The following is a 16,303-nucleotide window of genomic DNA, read 5'->3' as shown; positions in this document are numbered from 1 at the left end:
CATTCACCTCCTCCCGCATGAGACCCGATAAACATTGTTATATCAATGTTTTACCGTAATTCTGTTAAAAGATTATCACATGTGTTCGGGCATATCAAGCAGAATCCACCTTAAACGGGTATTTTCCCCGGTTTCATCAAAAAAAGACTCCCATTTTGAGAGTCTAGCCCGTTTTAAAGCAGTATCGCAATCATTCCGCCTGAGCCTTCATTGATGATTTTTTCAAGCGTATCTTTTAACTTGCTTCGGGCATGATCAGGCATTAAGGATACTTTCGACTGAATACCGTCCCGGACGATCGAGCTTAAATTACGCCCGAAAATATCACTGTTCCAAACGGACAGCGGATCATCTTCGAAGTCTTTCATCACGTGATGAACGAGCTCTTCACTTTGTTTTTCTGAGCCGATGATCGGTGAAAATTCCGATTCAACATCCACTTGAATCATATGAATAGATGGCGCCACTGCTTTCATCCGCACGCCATAACGCGAGCCGTGGCGAATAATTTTTGGTTCTTCCAAGCGCATTTCGTTGATGGACGGAACTGCTACACCGTAACCGGTCTGCTTGACCATTCTCAGCGCTTCTTCTACCTGCCCATATTCTTCCTTAATATGAGCATAATCTTGAATAATTTCCAGCAAATGCTCTTTGCCGCGCAATGGTTCCCCAATAATTTCGTTGACGATCTTTTCATACAAGCCATTTGGCGCATTCACGTTGATTTCTGCAATTCCCTGCCCCATATCCATTCCTGTCAACACAGCGGACTCAATATACTCACCGCCGCCAAACTGGTCAACAACACGGTTCACATCACGGAGCCTTTTAATATCCTTGACCGTTTCTTTTACCATTTCGTTGTATTTATCCCGAAGCCAATGCGATTCATCCAACGCCATAATCCAGGAAGGCAGATGAACGTTCACTTCATGAACGGGGAATTCAAATAAAGCTTCCTGCAAAACATGCAGCACGTTAGATTCTGTCATCGATTCAACCGACATGGCGAGAACCGGAATATCATATTTTTCGGCCAGCTCCTGCTGCAGCTCTAAAGTCTCCAAATTCTCAGGCCGGGCCGAGTTTATAATCAAGATAAAAGGCTTGCCCACTTCTTTTAATCCTGCAACGGCCCGTTCCTCCGCCTCAATATAAGTATGGCGGCGCAGTTCACCGAATGACCCGTCTGTTGTGACTACTACCCCAATCGTCGAATGCTCTTCAATCACCTTTCTCGTTCCAATATCCGCTGCTTCATCGAACGGAATCGGTTCATCATGCCATGGTGTCTGAATCATCCGTGGACCGTGTTCATCTTCATATCCTTTCGCTTCCGGCACAACATAGCCTACACAGTCTACCAGCCGAATATTGACGAGCACACCGCCCGCCTGCACAGCCGCCGCACGACTCGGAACAAATTTCGGTTCTGTTGTCATAATGGTTTTGCCGGAGGCGCTTTGCGGCAGTTCATCCTGTGCACGGCGCCGTTCCGATTCACTGTCCATGTTCGGCAGCACCAAAAGCTCCATAAACTTCTTTATAAATGTTGATTTCCCCGTTCTGACAGCACCGACAACGCCTAAATAAATATCGCCTTCGGTCCGCTCGGCAATATCCTTAATGACTTCTGTGTTTTCCATCAGCAGCCCCCTCCCGTTTCGAACGGCTCGTCCGCCGCCTGCCATACAGTGTATGAGCGTTTTTTTAAATGTATGCAAAAAAAGAAGCCTGCATGTTAAGCAGGCTTCTTTTTTTGCATAAAAACAGGCTCTCCTTGTTCATCGACCGTATAAGGCAGTGAAAATGCCGGTACAATGGGAGAAGACTGGGTAAGCAGGCTGCGAATATCTTCACCAGGCGCAGGAAGCTTGTCCAATTTTTGAAGGGCTGTATACAAATCAGCTGCATAATCTACATAAAGCGTTCCGTCACCACTTATGACAAGTGGCAGCTGCCGTCCGGAATAAGGACTTGTTACATAGGGCTCTTCTTCAAATCCAAGTTCCTTAAAATCGAGTGAATATACATTATCGGCCAGTGTCTCTTTAAAAGGAGGATACTTGTGGGCAAGAAGGCGGATATTCACGCTTCGAATTTGTTCAGCTATGCGCAAATCAATCAGTTTGACGGTTGGATTTTTTTCGACATCTACAAGTACGTACTGGTAAATGCCGCCACTTTCAAATGCATTCCCTGGCGTCTCCGCCATAAAACGAGGTGATATTTTTCCAAAATCAACCGGATACTTTTCATAAAGATCGGGATTATTTTCCTTTGTTTTAATCGGCAAAATGCCTTCCTCTTCCCTTTGGAATTGATCAACCGCCGTTTGAACGGCTCGTAATTGGTCTTCATACGGCTGTTCATTTTGGCTTAACTTCTCCTCAGGATATAAGCAGCCGCTTAATATGAAAGAGAGCGCTGCCGTCCAAAAAAGAAGCAGGCTGTTTCTCCTTATCATGGTTACTGGTTCACCCCTTCATTAACGGGTCGGGCCGCTCAAAACCACATAAACAACAATAAGCCCGCCGACAATCATGCATATATAAGCGAAAAGTGCGGTTATTCCTTTTAAAAAGCGGTTACGAAACTTGTAACGGCTCATGTAGATTGAAAAAATAGAGACAATCATCAGCCCCATTCCGGCAAATGAAATCCACATTTTCAGCATGGATGGTGACATGGGCGTTCGTCCTTTCCACTAATCCCGCTTTGTATCTAAAATATCGATTAAGTCTTCCAGTTCATGTTTTTTTACACGTGCCATTAAATCATCTACAGCTTTTTTAGGATCCTGCTCTTTAAATAAAATATGATAGAGTGCTTGTGTAATCGGCATTTGCACATCGTATTTTTGGGAAAGCTGATAACCGGCTTTTGTCGTGCGGACTCCTTCCACAACCATTCCCATACTTTCGAGCACTTCATCCAGCTTTTTGCCCTGACCGAGCATATTTCCAGCCCGCCAGTTTCTTGAATGAACACTTGTGCATGTGACGATTAAATCGCCAATACCGGCGAGGCCCGAGAAGGTAAGCGGATTTGCCCCCATCTTTGTGCCAAGCCGGGCAATTTCCGCCAATCCGCGGGTAATAAGTGCTGCTTTTGCATTGTCTCCATAGCCGAGTCCGTCGGAAATTCCAGCTGCAAGCGCGATAATATTTTTTAATGCGCCGCCGATTTCTACACCGATCATGTCTGGATTTGTGTAAACCCGGAAGTTCTGGTTCATAAATAAGTCCTGAATGTGTTGAGCCGCTTCAAGCGAGCGAGAAGACACCGCCACGGTTGTTGGATGGCGCAGACTTACTTCTTCTGCATGGGAAGGTCCTGACAGCACCACTACGTCTTTCAGTGCATTTTCAGGCATTTCCTGCTCAATCATTTCGGAAATGCGTAGCAGTGAATCAGGTTCAATACCTTTGGACACATGTACAACGGTAACCGGTGATGCAGCCGTCTGAACGATTTGACGTGCTACTTCCCGGATCGCTTTTGTTGGCACAGCAAGCACAACCGTACTGCATCCTTCAAGCGCCTCAGCAAGTGATGTTGTACCGAGAATAGAGGCAGGCAGTAAAATATCCGGCAAATACCGGCTGTTTGTATGATGTGTATTCAATTCGGCTATCCGCTCTTTATTTTTGGCCCACATGGTCACATCCAGACCGTTATCGGCAAGCACAAGGGCAAGAGCTGTTCCCCAGCTCCCTGCCCCCAGCACTGCAATTTTTTCTGTCATATGAAACACAGCCTTTCCTTCTTATTTTCTTGCGCGCGCAATAATGTGAATCGGCGTTCCTTCAAATGAGAACGCATCACGAATGCGGTTTTCAAGAAAGCGGAGATAAGAGAAATGCATGAGTTCCGGCTCGTTCACAAATACAACAAACGTCGGCGGCTTGACCGAAACCTGTGTTGCATAATAAACGCGCAGCCGTTTTCCTTTGTCTGCCGGTGCTGGATTCATCGCCACGGCATCGGTAATGACATCATTCAACACACTTGATTGAACACGCATTGAGTGGCTTTCGCTCGCCCGGTCAATATATGGCATCAGTGTATGAATTCGTTTTTTCGTCTTGGCAGACAAAAATACGATAGGTGCATAGTCTAAAAATTGAAAATGACTGCGGATGTTTTCTTCAAATTCACCCATTGTTTTTTCATCTTTTTCAACAGCATCCCATTTGTTTACAACAATCACAACAGCCCGTCCTGCTTCATGCGCGTAGCCGGCAATGTGCTTATCCTGTTCACGAATGCCTTCCTCAGCATTTAACACGACCAGCACAACGTCAGAGCGTTCGATCGCTCTCATCGCACGCAGCACGCTGTATTTTTCAGTTGTCTCATACACTTTACCGCGTTTTCTCATTCCGGCTGTGTCAATGATTACATACTTTTGGCCATTGTACGTGTAAGGAGAGTCAACCGCATCGCGCGTCGTGCCCGCAATATCACTGACAATAACACGGTCTTCTCCGAGCAGCGCATTTGTAAGAGACGACTTTCCTACATTCGGACGGCCAATTAACGAAAATTTAATGACATCATCTTCGTACGGTTTGTCTTCTCCAGTCGGAAAATGCGAGACAACTTCGTCAAGCAAATCTCCAAGGCCAATACCGTGCGAACCGGAAATCGGAAAAATCTCCCCGAAACCAAGTGAATAAAAATCATAAATATCCGTCCGCATATCCGGGTTATCAATTTTATTTACACCAAGTACAATCGGCTTTTTAGACCGGTATAAAATTTTGGCTACTTCTTCGTCTGCCGATGTGACACCTTCACGGCCATTTACAATAAAAATAATCACATCCGCTTCATCAATCGCAATTTCAGCCTGCTGGCGAATTTGGTCTAGAAAAGGCTCGTCACCTAAGTCAATACCGCCTGTATCAATCAAGTTAAATTCATGCGTCAGCCACTCGCCTGAACTGTAGATACGGTCGCGGGTTACACCCGGCACATCTTCGACAATGGAAATACGCTCACCGGCAATCCGGTTAAAAATCGTTGATTTACCTACGTTTGGCCTTCCAACGATCGCAACAGTCCGTTTCATCATTACATCTTTCCCTTCAATGGTTCACCCAATTTATTCTCAGTACTTCTTTATTTTGTTCAAAAGAAAACCCTTCTACCATGAGAAGGGGTTCAATCAACAATTTATTTTATCATATTTTGGTTATGAATCAAATGGCACCGGCGTGCGGAGAGCAAATCGCTCCGGCTTTAACCCGCGGGCCTGCAGCCATTGGCACGTTTCTCCTGATATGATAAGCGGAACGCTGTGAAGATGGGAAATGGACCGGGCACCGAGCGCGCACATCATCATTTTTAGATCTGCATTCATTTGTTCGATATGCTCTACCAGAGCTTCCTGTCCGCTTGTCATCAAAACGTTTAGCAGAAAGCCGGACAACCCGGCTGCTGAAGCGCCCAGTGCCAATGATTTCACCACATCATCAGCATATTGCAGACCGCCTGAAGCGATAACAGGACGACCTGGAGCCCCCGAAAGGGTTTCAACAATAGATATAGCAGTTGGAATGCCCCAGCTGTTGAAAAAAGCAAGAGGGCGTGCAGCCCGCTCATTTTCAACAGCAGCAAAGTTTGTTCCGCCAAACCCCGCTGTATCAATTGCTGCCAACGGAAGATCATTTAATAGCCGGGCCGTTTCAGCGCTTATCCCGAAACCGGTTTCTTTTACAATCACCGGTACCTTTACCGTTTCGCAAATAGAAGCAATCCGATCAACAGCTCCACGAAAATCCCGATCCCCTTCAGGCATCGCAAGTTCCTGAACGACATTTAAATGGATTTGCAGAATGTCTGCTTCGATCATCTCACACACGGCACGAGCTTCTTCCACTGATGCCTCTGCCCCGATATTCGCCATCATGATGCCCTTTGGATTGGCTTTCCGGGCGGCTTCAAACGTAGCTCTTTCATCCGGATGGCGAAGCGCTGACATTTGAGAACCGACAGCCATTGGGATGCCGCATGCTGCGGCTGCTTCTGCTAACTGCGTATTAATGCGCGCTGTCACTTCTCCGCCTCCGCCTGTCATCGCATTCACAAAAATCGGCGAACTCCACTGAAGTCCGCCGATTTCCGTTGATAGCGATATATCTTTGACAGAGGAACCCGGGAGGCTCTGATGAACAAATTGAATGTGATCCAATCCTGTCCGCCGGCTTTGTCCCGTTGACAATGCATAATGAATATGGTCAATCTTACGTTCCGCTCTGCTCAAGTTGTCATCACCGTCTTGTTTATTTTAAATCTTTTAGCTGGTCACCTAAAATATCACCAATTTGGAAGCCTGAGCTTTCTTCCGGCAATTCATAGGAATCAATTGTTTCTTCCGGCTCTGCTTCTTCAAATGATTTCATGCTGAGCGATAAACGATGCTCCTGCTCATTGGCATCCAGCACTTTTACTCTAACAGTCTGCCCTTCTTCCAATACTTCATGAGGAGTGCCAATGTGGCGGTTAGAGATTTGAGAAATATGAACAAGACCTTCTACGCCTGGGAACACTTCGACAAACGCACCATATGAAACAAGGCGTTTCACTGTGCCTTCATGTTCTGATCCAATTGGTGCACGATCTGCGATGTTTTCCCATGGTCCAGGCAGTGTTTCTTTAATAGATAGAGAAATTCGCTCGCTGTCACGGTCAATAGACAGCACTTTTACTTTTACTTCTTGTCCTTCCGTAAGTACATCGGATGGTTTTTCTACATGCTCATGTGAAAGCTGGGAAATGTGCACAAGCCCATCAACACCGCCGATATCAACAAAAGCGCCGAAATCAGTTAAACGCTGTACTTTTCCATCAATCACATCACCTGCTTGAATGTTTTCAAGCACTTTTTGTTTGTTTTCTGCTTTTTCAATATCCAATACAGCCCGGTGTGAAAGAATTAACCGGTTTTTATCTTGTTCAAGCTCCACGATTTTAAGTTTCATTACGCGGCCTTTGTAATCTTCGAAATCTTCAACAAAGTGATCCTCTACGAGTGAAGCCGGAATAAATCCACGGATGCCAAGATCTACGACGAGGCCGCCTTTAACGACTTCTTTAATCTCCGCTTCAAAAATAGTGCCTTCTTCAAATCGTTTTTGCATGTCGTCCCACGCAGTTTCCGCATCGGCTTTGCGTTTTGACAACACATATAGATCATCTTCTTCTTTTGTGACAAGCAGTTCAAGCTCGTCGCCTTCTTTGACGACATCTGATGCTTTTTCTACGTGAAGGCTTGACAGTTCACTGATGGGAATAATACCGTCTTTCTTGCTGTCCGGAATTTCCACCTGGACCTGCTTTTCTTCGACTTTCACAACCGTAGCGCGTACTTTGTCGCCAACGGAGTAGTTATTCACTTCTGCCTGGTTCATATCCTCTGTCATATGTAATCCTCCTCAATACAAACTGCGTCAATTTTAAAAATTCTTACTTCTAACTTCTTACAAACCGCCCAATTTGTCAAGCTGGAAGCTCAGCCCTTATGCTCTTTTATTAATTTTGCGATGGCTTCCATTATCGCTTCCGTTGCTTCTTCAGCTGAGGCTTTTCGCTCACGAAGAGAAACCATATCAATCGGCGGTCCATACACAACCTGCAGCGGCTTCCCTAGTTTATAAGGGCCGATAATCGCACACGGTACAACTGCTGCATCCGTCCGAAGAGCGAAAAATCCCGCGCCGGCAAGTCCCTTACCTAACTCGCCGGTTTTCGAACGTGTGCCTTCCGGAAAAAGTCCCAGAACTTGTCCTTCTTTTAAAATTTTCAAACCAGTTCGAATGGCTTCCCGGTCACTCATGCCGCGTTTTACCGGAAAAACATTCAGTTCTTTCATTAATTTCCCCATCCACTTCTTTTTAAACAATTCTTCTTTCCCCATAAAGCGAACGGGACGTTTAGAAGTAATGCCTACAATCGGTGGATCGAGATTATCAATGTGATTTGAACAAAGAAGCACCCCGCCTTCTTTTGGAAAATGTTCATGACCTTTAACGTGAATTCGGTAGGCGGGGGTTAAAATAGATTTTACGACTGTTTTAGCAAATGTATAAAAAGTGACCATCTTACTCCCCCGCTCCTGCTGCAGCCATAATCGCCTCAGCTACCTCTTCGATCGACATATGTGTCGTGTCAATTTCAATCGCACCTTCCGCTTTTTTAAGCGGTGACTCTTCCCTCTCTGTATCCATTTTGTCGCGTGCGGCAATCTCTCTTTTTAAATTCTCCAAATCAGATGAAAATCCTTTTTTCAAATTTTCAGCATGGCGGCGCTTTGCCCGCTCATCCACACCAGCCAGCAGAAAAATCTTAACATCTGCTTCCGGAAGCACACTTGTACCAATATCACGCCCATCCATCACAATGCCCCCTCTGGCCGCTAACTGCTGCTGGCGGCGTGTCATATCACGCCGAACTTCACTGTGACGGGCCACTGCCGAAACATTGTTTGTTACTTCGTCTGTCCGAATCACTTCGGTTACGTCTTCTCCATCCACCAGGACAATCTGGCCGCTTTCTCCCTGTTCAAGTGAAATGGCCGTCTCGGCAAGAAGTTTTCCGAGAGCTTCCCCGTCTTCTACATCTATGTTATGTTTAAGCGCTTTATGCGTAATCGCTCTGTACATAGCGCCCGTGTCAATATAAATATAAGAAAGCCGTTCTGCCACGATTTTTGCAGCTGTGCTTTTTCCTGCAGCAGCAGGACCATCAATGGCAATTTGCAGTTGTTTTTCCATGTCGTCACCTCATCCAAAAATTCTTATTCATTTTATCACAGATTGGTTTAGACACAAAAAAGAACCCAAACGATGGGCTCTTTATTATTCCAATCCTTTCCTGCGCAGCCGCAGCTGCTGTTCAAAGCAGAAACGCATTAATATTTGCTGCTCCGCATAAGGGAGGTCTTTAAATTCGAAGGAACCAATGCAGCGTCCGCTTTTTTCATCCTGACGGGTACGCACCAGCTCTGCTTTCGCTTCAAAATAGAAGGGTTCAGCCTGCTGAGAGGGGATCACCCCGTATACGCTAGCTTCTGTCCCAGGCTCTGCCTGCACAGAATTCGGCAGTACAATCGCTGCGCCACCTGCACTAATATCTTCCGTCAGCGAAGAAAAAGGCGGTATTCCGTCAAAGTGGACCGCTATATCAATCGCTTTTTGGACCCGTACAAACTTTCGGCGTTGTATGCGTACATATTGGTCAAAACCCGGGTCCTGCAATACAAGCATAGGAATTTTCTTTTTGACCCGGGCGATCACTTCGGTACGGAATAAAAAAACAGCGGATGAAGCAGCCGGATCAAGGAAACTGACAGCAAGCTGCATTCCTTCCATCAAAAAAACCGCCCGGTTTGTTTGAATACTAACCGGGTAGTCAATAAACAGCTTTCCGTCTTCTATATCGACTACTTTGCATCGATACTCTTCTTTTTTATCTGTTTTTTCAAATGGTTCCAGTGTTAGTACGATACCAGGCTGAAGCATTCATATCACTCTCTTTTTCCCTTACTGCGTTTTGTAGGCCAAAACACTTATTGGAAAAAATTATAAAGGATTTAAGACCTAAATGCAATATGATCTTATTGCCTATAGGCAGCTTCCGCTTCTGACAGTTTTTCGATCCGCTCTTCTTTTCCGTTTTCTGCATTAATAAAGATCCGGTAAGAAGCTGTGCCATTCTCCGCTAAAAATTCATAACACATCTTATCCTTCATTTCTTCATTCGTCACAATCGCTTTTTTTGTTTCCATTACCGTTAATTTTGGATGCAGCTCTTTTTTCGCTTCTTCTTCGCTTAAAGCAGGCTCCTTAATGTTCCGTTCTTTTTTATTTTTCCAATAGTTTTGTGCTTCAAGACCCGTAACTGCACCTGTATCAAGCGCCACCTTGATCGTCACAGATTCTGGGTAAATGAGCGTGTCTTTCACTTTTTTAGTGTAGGTAAAAACACCGGTATGGTCATACTGCGCACTGTTCGTCATGACCATCCCTTCAAATCCGTGCTTCGCTAAAAAATCTTCCACTTTCTGAGAAGCAGTATGCAAACTTATTCGACTCTTACCTGGGGTTCTATTTACAGTAAACGTTAAAGGATAACCGCCTTTTTTGGTAATATCCATGCTGGCTTCTTCACCGTCTTGTCCTGTAACAGATACGTGATAAAACGGAACGGAAGCTCCTTTTAAACTGCTGTCTACAGACGTAACCTCCGCATCAAACTGAAAATAGTCCTTTGCTTGTTGAGCCGCTTCTTTTTCGGTGATCATAGGCCCTTCCAGCTTTTTGAGCGCATCATCTGAAACGGATTTTTCAATTTGAGTCGCCCGGAAAGTGTCTGATTCGGAAAATTCGGATGCTTTTTTCTCAATTGTATTAAACCCATCGATAACCGTATTGTCCCTCGGCTCATCTCCGTCAGCCGCTGCATGGGCTACATCTGTCCAGCGCAAATTTTTATCTAACACATTCATTTGTACGGCCCGAAGGTCATTTTGAATATCGGCAGACTGCTTATAAAGAGACTCAAGCTGCTCATATTCTTTATCGGTTAACGGCTGGGTATCCAAGTCCCGCACCGCTGTGTTATAGGTGAAATCACCGCTTTTCCCTAAAAATTCTTCTGTTTTTGAAAACGGCATAAAACCGAGTGGAAGGCGGCTGATGGCATTGTGCGCTTCAGAGGTAAGGCGCCATACATCTGTCAGCGCAGGTGTTAGATTATCTTTCGAATTCATTGCCAGCGCTTCTCCCGTTCGATCATGAATCACATCTACCTGGTACACGAGTTCGTGAAATGCCTGCTGATATCCATTCTCCGCTTCGATCGCCAATCTTTCTTTTTCCTGGTGCTGCCTGTATCCCCAAACTGCCGTTACAGCTAAGAGCACAGCGAGTGCGACTGTGATAAATGTCCGCATGTTGATCGCCTCCTATTCGCAAAAGATGTGCTGCCCGATTTTCTTGATTTGCGGCCGTGACCAAATCCATGCACTTGTAGCGGTGTCTGGATTAAAATAATAAAGTGCTTCGCCCGTCGGATCCCATCCGTTAATAGCATCCAATACGGCTTCCTTCGCTCTCGGGTTTGGTGTCAGCCAAATTTGCCCGTCTGCTACAGCCGTAAAAGCGCCCGGCTCAAAAATAACCCCCGAAGCAGTATTAGGAAAGGATTCACTGCCAATCCGGTTTAAGATAACCGCAGCAACGGCCACCTGGCCTTCATAAGGCTCTCCCCGTGCTTCACCGTAAACCGCATTCGCCATAAGCTGAATATCATTTTGGGAAAATCCAGTCGGTGTATTCACTGATTGGGCCGACGTTTCGGCTCCACCGTAATACGTAAATGCTTTCCCTTTACGCATTTGGCTTTTCACATGCTGTTTATCGTATTTAGACACCTGTTCAAGTTTTCGTTTCGTAGCTGTGCCTGCCAGCCCGTCTACCGGGAGGCCAAATGATTCCTGGAAGTTTCTTAATGCCCAGTACGTTGACCAGCCAAATACCCCGTCAATTTGATCACGGTAATAACCGGTATATTGAAGCCTTGATTGCAATTCGATGACATCGTCCCCTTCAGCTCCGCGCTGAATCACCTGTCCTGAAAACGCTCCTGCATGCCCGGATGCAAGCAGCAGTACAAGCGTTAGAAAAACTGCAATCTGCTTTTTCCACTTTGTCAATTTCGTTCACCATCCTATCGAAATATACAAGTAGTTTGTCATCCTCCTCCTTTTTTATACGAAAAAAAGAGACGCTCGGTTGAGCAGCCTCTTTTACAATTTCAGCTTATGGTATGCCTCTGTCAGAATGTGTGCTTTTTTTACTTTTTGCATGGCAAACCACCACAAAAACAGCATAAACGGAACCACATAATAAATCCAAGTGCTTTCGATAACCAGAATATAGTCAAATAACCCGTGAAGCAGAAACGGCACGAAAAAAGCCAGAGCCAGCATTTTCTTTTCCAAACGCCGGTCTCCGAATTTGGCACGGCTGATATAGTACCCCATAATCGCGCCAAACAGCGCATGGCTTGACACAGGCAGGAGCGCTCTTACCAAGGCATATTCTACCCCATGCGCGATTAAATACAGGACATTTTCTGCCGTAGCAAATCCAAGCGAAACACTCGTTGCATATACAATCCCATCATAAGGCTCATCAAAATGTGTATGCGAATAAATAAGAAAATACAAAATAAACCATTTCATAAACTCTTCCGGGATAGCAATCGCGCAGAACGCCTGAATAAAGCCTTCATCGATGACTTTTTCCTCCATCAGCACATATTGAAAAAACATAACCGGAAATGTCACCACAATACCGTATAAAAACGCTTTGGCAACCATTGAGATCGGTTCTGTTTCATAGCGGTCACGCAAATAAAAAAAGACTAAAAGTGCAAGACCAGGTGCAATCCCTGCTGAAAGAATCGGGATCATCCATGTTCCCTCTTTTCTTTCTGTTTTTTCCATCGTATCATGAGACATAAAGATTGAAAACAAGGAGCATAAAACATGTCGAAAAAACACATTTTACTGCTGCATACCGGCGGAACGATTTCCATGAAAGAAAATGCAGCCGGAAGCGTAGCTCCAGATGGTGCCAACCCTATTGCCGAAGTGGTCCATATCCCCGGGGTTGAGGCATATTATACGGTAAAAGAACCATTCCAGCTCCCTTCTCCCCACATGAGTGTAGAGAAGATGCTTCTGCTGAAACAGGAAATCGAGGCATCCGATGCAGATGGCGTCGTGATCACACATGGCACTGACACGATGGAAGAAACCGCGTTTTTTCTTTACTTAACGCTGAATACGGCTATTCCTGTTGTGCTGACAGGTGCGATGCGCTCAAGCAATGAGGCAGGTGCAGACGGCATCCCCAATTTAATAGCTGCTGTTAAAACAGCGGCCAGCTGCGAAGCGCGCGATAAAGGAGTGCTCGTCGTTATAAATGACAGTATTCACAGTGCTGAATTTGTTACAAAAACCAATTCAGGCAGCCTTGATTCCTTTCAAAGCCGCGACAGCGGGCCCATTGGCACGGTTCTAAAAAGCGGACCCCACTTTTTCTTTGCACCGCTCAAAAAGAAAACATACGCGGTAAAAGAGCTGCATTACCGCGTACCTATTTTAAAAGCATATGCTGGAATGGATGCTTTTTTGATTGAGCAGCTGGCTGGCTGTTGTGATGGAGTCGTCATCGAAGCGATGGGACAGGGGAACGTGCCGCCTGAAGCTGCTAAAGCACTTCTTCCACTGATTCGATCTGGATTTCCAGTCGTCATTACTTCAAGATGTGAAAGTGGAATGGTCCAGCCTGTTTATTCTTATGAAGGCGGAGGTGCTGCCCTCAAAGAAGCGGGTGCTTTTTTTGCCGGCGGCTTAAATGGCCCTAAAGCCCGATTAAAGCTGATTGCCGCTCTATCGGCAGGATATAGCGAGCAGCTGCAGCATGTATTTCTGTAAAAAAGACGGAGTGTTACGCCCCGTCTTCTTCTTTTCCCCGAATGGCAGCCGCGATTTCACCACCGTGAAAACGGCCGTTTTCAATAAAAATTTCATTCGCATTATTGCCGGCAGCAATCACACCCGCAATAAAGATATTTTCAACATTTGTTTCTTTGGTTGCCTCATTATAAATAGGCCGGCCTGTGATGTCATCAATTTCGACGCCCATTTTTTTTAAAAAGGCATGGTCTGGATGATAGCCGGTCATGGCAAATACAAAATCACTTTTAATGGTATGCTCGTCACCACGCACTTCATACGTTAGTGTTTCCCGGTCAATTTTTTTCACGTTCGCGTCAAAAACCATCCCAATCTCACCATTTCGAACGAGTGCTTCGAATTCCGGCAAAATCCAAGGCTTTATGCTTGGAGAATACGTGTTTCCCCGGTAAAGAACCGTTACTCTGGCTCCCGCTTTATGAAGTTCAAGTGCTGCATCTACCGATGAATTTTTTCCGCCGATGACGACTGTATCTGTGTCGAAGAAAGGGTGGGCTTCTTTAAAGTAATGAAAAACGTGTTCCATTTCTTCTCCGGGGATATTCATATAATTAGGATGATCATAATATCCTGTTGCAATCACCACATAAGGTGTTTCATATGATCCTTTAGACGTGTATACATGGAAAAGCCCGCTTTCTTGTTTGTCCACATGCTCAACCTGTTCGAACCGGTTGATCCGCAGCTCTTTCCGTTTCACGACTTCCCGGTAATATACAAGTGCCTGGTTTCGATGAGGCTTCCGCCCTTCAATAATAAAAGGCACATCACCAATCGCAAGCTTCTCACTTGAACTGAAAAACGTCTGATGGGTTGGATAGCCATAAATAGCATTCACAACATTCCCTTTTTCAATTACAAGCGGATTTTTGCCTATTTCCTTTAGTGCTATCGCAGCTGCAAGCCCGCATGGCCCGCCGCCCACAATAATACATTCTTCGGTTTTCATGTCATCCGCTCCCGTTCTTTTTCTCTGCTATTCTATTGTAGAAAAAAAACCAGCTTATTTCAATTAAGCCGCTTATAGACGGCTGTTCATCCACTCGCTCCATTGGCTTTGAGTGGTACCGACGATATACTGGCCGGCATGCTCGGGGATAGGACCTGCCGTTGCTGCACCCCCAACACCAATATGCATGTCAGGGTACGTTTCTTTAATATCCTCTGCAAGCTGCAAAGTCGGCTCCAAATTTTGTTGGAGTGTACAAGAAAGAAAGACGAATTTTGGCTTTACTGTTTGGAGCACTGTAAAGATATCGCCTTCTTTCAGGCTTGCTCCCAGATAAACCACTTCGTAGCCAAGACGTCTGACAAACAGGGTGAAAATGAGAAGGCCGAGCTCATGCCACTCATCCGGCCCGCAGACCGCTACTACTTTCGGCAGAACTCCGTTGTGAGGAAAGGAATGCATGACCATTCCGATACGCGCACGCAAAATAGAGGTGGCAAAGTGTTCATGAGCAGTCGTAATCTTGCCTTCCTCCCAAAGCGTTCCAATTCGAACGAGCAATGAAGCTAAAATATTAATGGTTACGTTATCTATTGTATAAAGCGCAAAAGCTTTGTTGATTAGCTCCTGTGCTTTAACTTCATCGAACCGAAGCAGCGCTTGAAGCAGCTCTTCAGACAGCGCCTCATGCTGGCTTGTTTCAACATGCTGAAGACTCGTATGAGTATCTTCATGCTGATCGAGAAGAGCGGCGGCCTGGCTGATTGTAAAGCCCTGCTGTACTTTTTCTGAAAGCCATTTCAGCTTTCGAATATGTTCTTCCGTATAAAGCCGGTGCCCTGCTTCATTTCGGACTGGTTCCAAAATGGCATAACGCCGCTCCCATGCGCGGAGAGTACCAGGCTGAATCCCGGTTAACGTCGATACCGCTTTTATATTGTATTTCCCTTCAGTCATAAAGCTCTTCCCTTTCACGGATAGGTTGTACATTCATTATACGGGCCGGCTTGGGAGCCGTAAAATTTAAGTCGTCTGCCCCGGCCGGCAAATCGTAATAAGGTGTGTTTCTGCCCGGGCGCCCAGCCGAAGCGGAAGTCCGGTCGTTCCATATCCGTTTGATACAAGCATATGAATACCACCCGCGTTTTTCCAACGGCCTTTCTCATACATCCCCCACGGTCCTACACGAATCTGGCCGCCATGAGTGTGGCCGCTAAGCAAAACCGCTACCTGGTCCTCTGGCTCAATGATTCGGATAAAAGCGGGATTATGGCTCGCAATAATTTTAAATGCGCTGACTGGAACATTGTGAAAAAGAGCCGCTTTGTCGCTTTTTCCTTCGCTTAAATCGTCCGTTCCAAGCAGGTATACATCATCCGCCAGTATCGCCCAGCTGTTTTTTAATACTGTTACCTGCCATCGGGCAAGCATTGCCGTTAATTGCTCTATACCTGCTTCGTAATCATTATTGCCCGGCACAAAATAAACCGGTGCAATGGAAGACAGGCGCTTGATATTCTCACGGATACGCTCCCTTTTCACACCGCCTTCGCACAAATCGCCGCCAATAATGACAGCATCTGCGCGGCCTTTAACGGCTGAGATAATAGAAGGATGAACGCGGCGCCGGTGAATATCAGAAATAAAAAAAAGCGCGAGCGGCGCTTTTTCCGGAAATCGATCATCAGTTACAACCGTTTCTTTTACCTCGTTTCGGAATGCTTCCTTCCACATATATAAACCAGCTGCCGCTATTGGAAGTGCGGCACCTGTCATTAATTGTTTCCACATAACAT

General features: G+C 45.7%; 17 protein-coding genes. 1 reads left to right on the top strand and 16 read right to left on the bottom strand.

From position 1 onward, the window contains the following. Positions 1-173: 173 nt before the first annotated feature. From spoIVA to prsW, 13 genes are all read right to left on the bottom strand, one after another. Positions 174-1,649 (bottom strand): stage IV sporulation protein A, encoded by a 1,476-nt coding sequence (gene spoIVA, locus RIN81_RS04195; RefSeq protein ID WP_242233602.1) that lies wholly within the window; start codon positions 1,647-1,649, stop codon positions 174-176. A 95-nt stretch (positions 1,650-1,744) separates the two neighbouring features. Then, positions 1,745-2,470 carry a hypothetical protein gene (locus RIN81_RS04190; protein WP_309087704.1) on the bottom strand — a complete coding sequence of 242 codons (726 nt, stop codon included), beginning with the start codon at positions 2,468-2,470 and terminating at the stop codon, positions 1,745-1,747. Between the two features lie 21 nt (positions 2,471-2,491). After that, positions 2,492-2,692: a DUF2768 domain-containing protein gene (locus RIN81_RS04185; protein WP_242233600.1), complete on the bottom strand. Its 201-nt coding sequence runs from the start codon at positions 2,690-2,692 to the stop codon at positions 2,492-2,494. Between the two features lie 18 nt (positions 2,693-2,710). After that, complete coding sequence (locus RIN81_RS04180; RefSeq protein ID WP_309087702.1) at positions 2,711-3,751, bottom strand: NAD(P)H-dependent glycerol-3-phosphate dehydrogenase; 1,041 nt, start codon at positions 3,749-3,751, stop codon at positions 2,711-2,713. Between the two features lie 21 nt (positions 3,752-3,772). Beyond that, positions 3,773-5,083, bottom strand: coding sequence for a ribosome biogenesis GTPase Der (gene der / locus RIN81_RS04175; RefSeq protein WP_309087700.1), 1,311 nt, complete (start codon positions 5,081-5,083; stop codon positions 3,773-3,775). Positions 5,084-5,203: 120 nt separating this feature from the next. Continuing rightward, complete coding sequence (fni, locus tag RIN81_RS04170; RefSeq protein WP_309087698.1) at positions 5,204-6,274, bottom strand: type 2 isopentenyl-diphosphate Delta-isomerase; 1,071 nt, start codon at positions 6,272-6,274, stop codon at positions 5,204-5,206. Between the two features lie 19 nt (positions 6,275-6,293). After that, the gene (gene rpsA / locus RIN81_RS04165) at positions 6,294-7,433 is read right to left on the bottom strand and encodes a 30S ribosomal protein S1 (protein WP_309087696.1); all 1,140 of its coding nucleotides are present in this window, start codon (positions 7,431-7,433) and stop codon (positions 6,294-6,296) included. Positions 7,434-7,522: 89 nt separating this feature from the next. Then, entirely contained in the window at positions 7,523-8,110 is a 588-nt protein-coding gene (locus RIN81_RS04160; RefSeq protein WP_309087694.1) for a lysophospholipid acyltransferase family protein, read from the bottom strand. A gap of 1 nt (position 8,111) precedes the next feature. After that, positions 8,112-8,783: a (d)CMP kinase gene (gene cmk, locus RIN81_RS04155; RefSeq protein ID WP_309087692.1), complete on the bottom strand. Its 672-nt coding sequence runs from the start codon at positions 8,781-8,783 to the stop codon at positions 8,112-8,114. Between the two features lie 84 nt (positions 8,784-8,867). Beyond that, the gene (locus RIN81_RS04150) at positions 8,868-9,530 is read right to left on the bottom strand and encodes a flagellar brake protein (protein ID WP_309087690.1); all 663 of its coding nucleotides are present in this window, start codon (positions 9,528-9,530) and stop codon (positions 8,868-8,870) included. A 95-nt stretch (positions 9,531-9,625) separates the two neighbouring features. After that, on the bottom strand, positions 9,626-10,963 hold the full coding sequence (gene ypeB, locus RIN81_RS04145; RefSeq protein ID WP_309087688.1) for a germination protein YpeB: 1,338 nt from the start codon (positions 10,961-10,963) through the stop codon (positions 9,626-9,628). A 12-nt stretch (positions 10,964-10,975) separates the two neighbouring features. Next, positions 10,976-11,725, bottom strand: a complete 750-nt coding sequence (gene sleB, locus RIN81_RS04140) for a spore cortex-lytic enzyme (RefSeq protein ID WP_375164492.1) — start codon at positions 11,723-11,725, stop codon at positions 10,976-10,978. 93 nt (positions 11,726-11,818) lie between these two features. Beyond that, on the bottom strand, positions 11,819-12,487 hold the full coding sequence (gene prsW / locus RIN81_RS04135) for a glutamic-type intramembrane protease PrsW (protein WP_309087686.1): 669 nt from the start codon (positions 12,485-12,487) through the stop codon (positions 11,819-11,821). A 75-nt stretch (positions 12,488-12,562) separates the two neighbouring features. Here prsW and RIN81_RS04130 point away from each other — a divergent pair, with 75 nt between their 5' ends. After that, complete coding sequence (locus tag RIN81_RS04130) at positions 12,563-13,516, top strand: asparaginase (protein ID WP_309087684.1); 954 nt, start codon at positions 12,563-12,565, stop codon at positions 13,514-13,516. Positions 13,517-13,529: 13 nt separating this feature from the next. Here RIN81_RS04130 and RIN81_RS04125 read toward each other — a convergent pair whose 3' ends face one another. From RIN81_RS04125 to RIN81_RS04115, 3 genes are all read right to left on the bottom strand, one after another. Continuing rightward, entirely contained in the window at positions 13,530-14,507 is a 978-nt protein-coding gene (locus RIN81_RS04125) for a YpdA family putative bacillithiol disulfide reductase (RefSeq protein ID WP_309087682.1), read from the bottom strand. A 72-nt stretch (positions 14,508-14,579) separates the two neighbouring features. Next, complete coding sequence (locus tag RIN81_RS04120) at positions 14,580-15,464, bottom strand: MerR family transcriptional regulator (protein WP_309087680.1); 885 nt, start codon at positions 15,462-15,464, stop codon at positions 14,580-14,582. A 66-nt stretch (positions 15,465-15,530) separates the two neighbouring features. Then, complete coding sequence (locus RIN81_RS04115) at positions 15,531-16,298, bottom strand: metallophosphoesterase (protein WP_309087678.1); 768 nt, start codon at positions 16,296-16,298, stop codon at positions 15,531-15,533. Between the last annotated feature and the right edge of the window lie 5 nt (positions 16,299-16,303).

The sequence above is a fragment of the Domibacillus sp. genome, assembly GCF_031181085.1.
In the GTDB taxonomy this organism is placed as follows: Bacteria; Bacillota; Bacilli; order Bacillales; family Domibacillaceae; genus Domibacillus.
Note: the sequence above shows the minus strand (reverse complement) of the source record. Positions and strands in the feature narration are given on the sequence as shown.

Excerpts from the sequence above, each read along its gene's own strand:
- RIN81_RS04115 (WP_309087678.1), bottom strand. The coding sequence starts at position 16,298 with ATGTGGAAACAATTAATGACAGGTGCCGCACTTCCAATAGCGGCAGCT.
- RIN81_RS04120 (WP_309087680.1), bottom strand. The coding sequence starts at position 15,464 with ATGACTGAAGGGAAATACAATATAAAAGCGGTATCGACGTTAACCGGG.
- RIN81_RS04150 (WP_309087690.1), bottom strand. The coding sequence starts at position 9,530 with ATGCTTCAGCCTGGTATCGTACTAACACTGGAACCATTTGAAAAAACA.
- RIN81_RS04130 (WP_309087684.1), top strand. The coding sequence starts at position 12,563 with ATGTCGAAAAAACACATTTTACTGCTGCATACCGGCGGAACGATTTCC.
- prsW (WP_309087686.1), bottom strand. The coding sequence starts at position 12,487 with ATGATCCCGATTCTTTCAGCAGGGATTGCACCTGGTCTTGCACTTTTA.
- RIN81_RS04160 (WP_309087694.1), bottom strand. The coding sequence starts at position 8,110 with ATGGTCACTTTTTATACATTTGCTAAAACAGTCGTAAAATCTATTTTA.
- RIN81_RS04190 (WP_309087704.1), bottom strand. The coding sequence starts at position 2,470 with ATGATAAGGAGAAACAGCCTGCTTCTTTTTTGGACGGCAGCGCTCTCT.
- RIN81_RS04180 (WP_309087702.1), bottom strand. The coding sequence starts at position 3,751 with ATGACAGAAAAAATTGCAGTGCTGGGGGCAGGGAGCTGGGGAACAGCT.
- spoIVA (WP_242233602.1), bottom strand. The coding sequence starts at position 1,649 with ATGGAAAACACAGAAGTCATTAAGGATATTGCCGAGCGGACCGAAGGC.
- ypeB (WP_309087688.1), bottom strand. The coding sequence starts at position 10,963 with ATGCGGACATTTATCACAGTCGCACTCGCTGTGCTCTTAGCTGTAACG.
- der (WP_309087700.1), bottom strand. The coding sequence starts at position 5,083 with ATGATGAAACGGACTGTTGCGATCGTTGGAAGGCCAAACGTAGGTAAA.
- rpsA (WP_309087696.1), bottom strand. The coding sequence starts at position 7,433 with ATGACAGAGGATATGAACCAGGCAGAAGTGAATAACTACTCCGTTGGC.
- RIN81_RS04125 (WP_309087682.1), bottom strand. The coding sequence starts at position 14,507 with ATGAAAACCGAAGAATGTATTATTGTGGGCGGCGGGCCATGCGGGCTT.
- RIN81_RS04185 (WP_242233600.1), bottom strand. The coding sequence starts at position 2,692 with ATGTCACCATCCATGCTGAAAATGTGGATTTCATTTGCCGGAATGGGG.
- cmk (WP_309087692.1), bottom strand. The coding sequence starts at position 8,783 with ATGGAAAAACAACTGCAAATTGCCATTGATGGTCCTGCTGCTGCAGGA.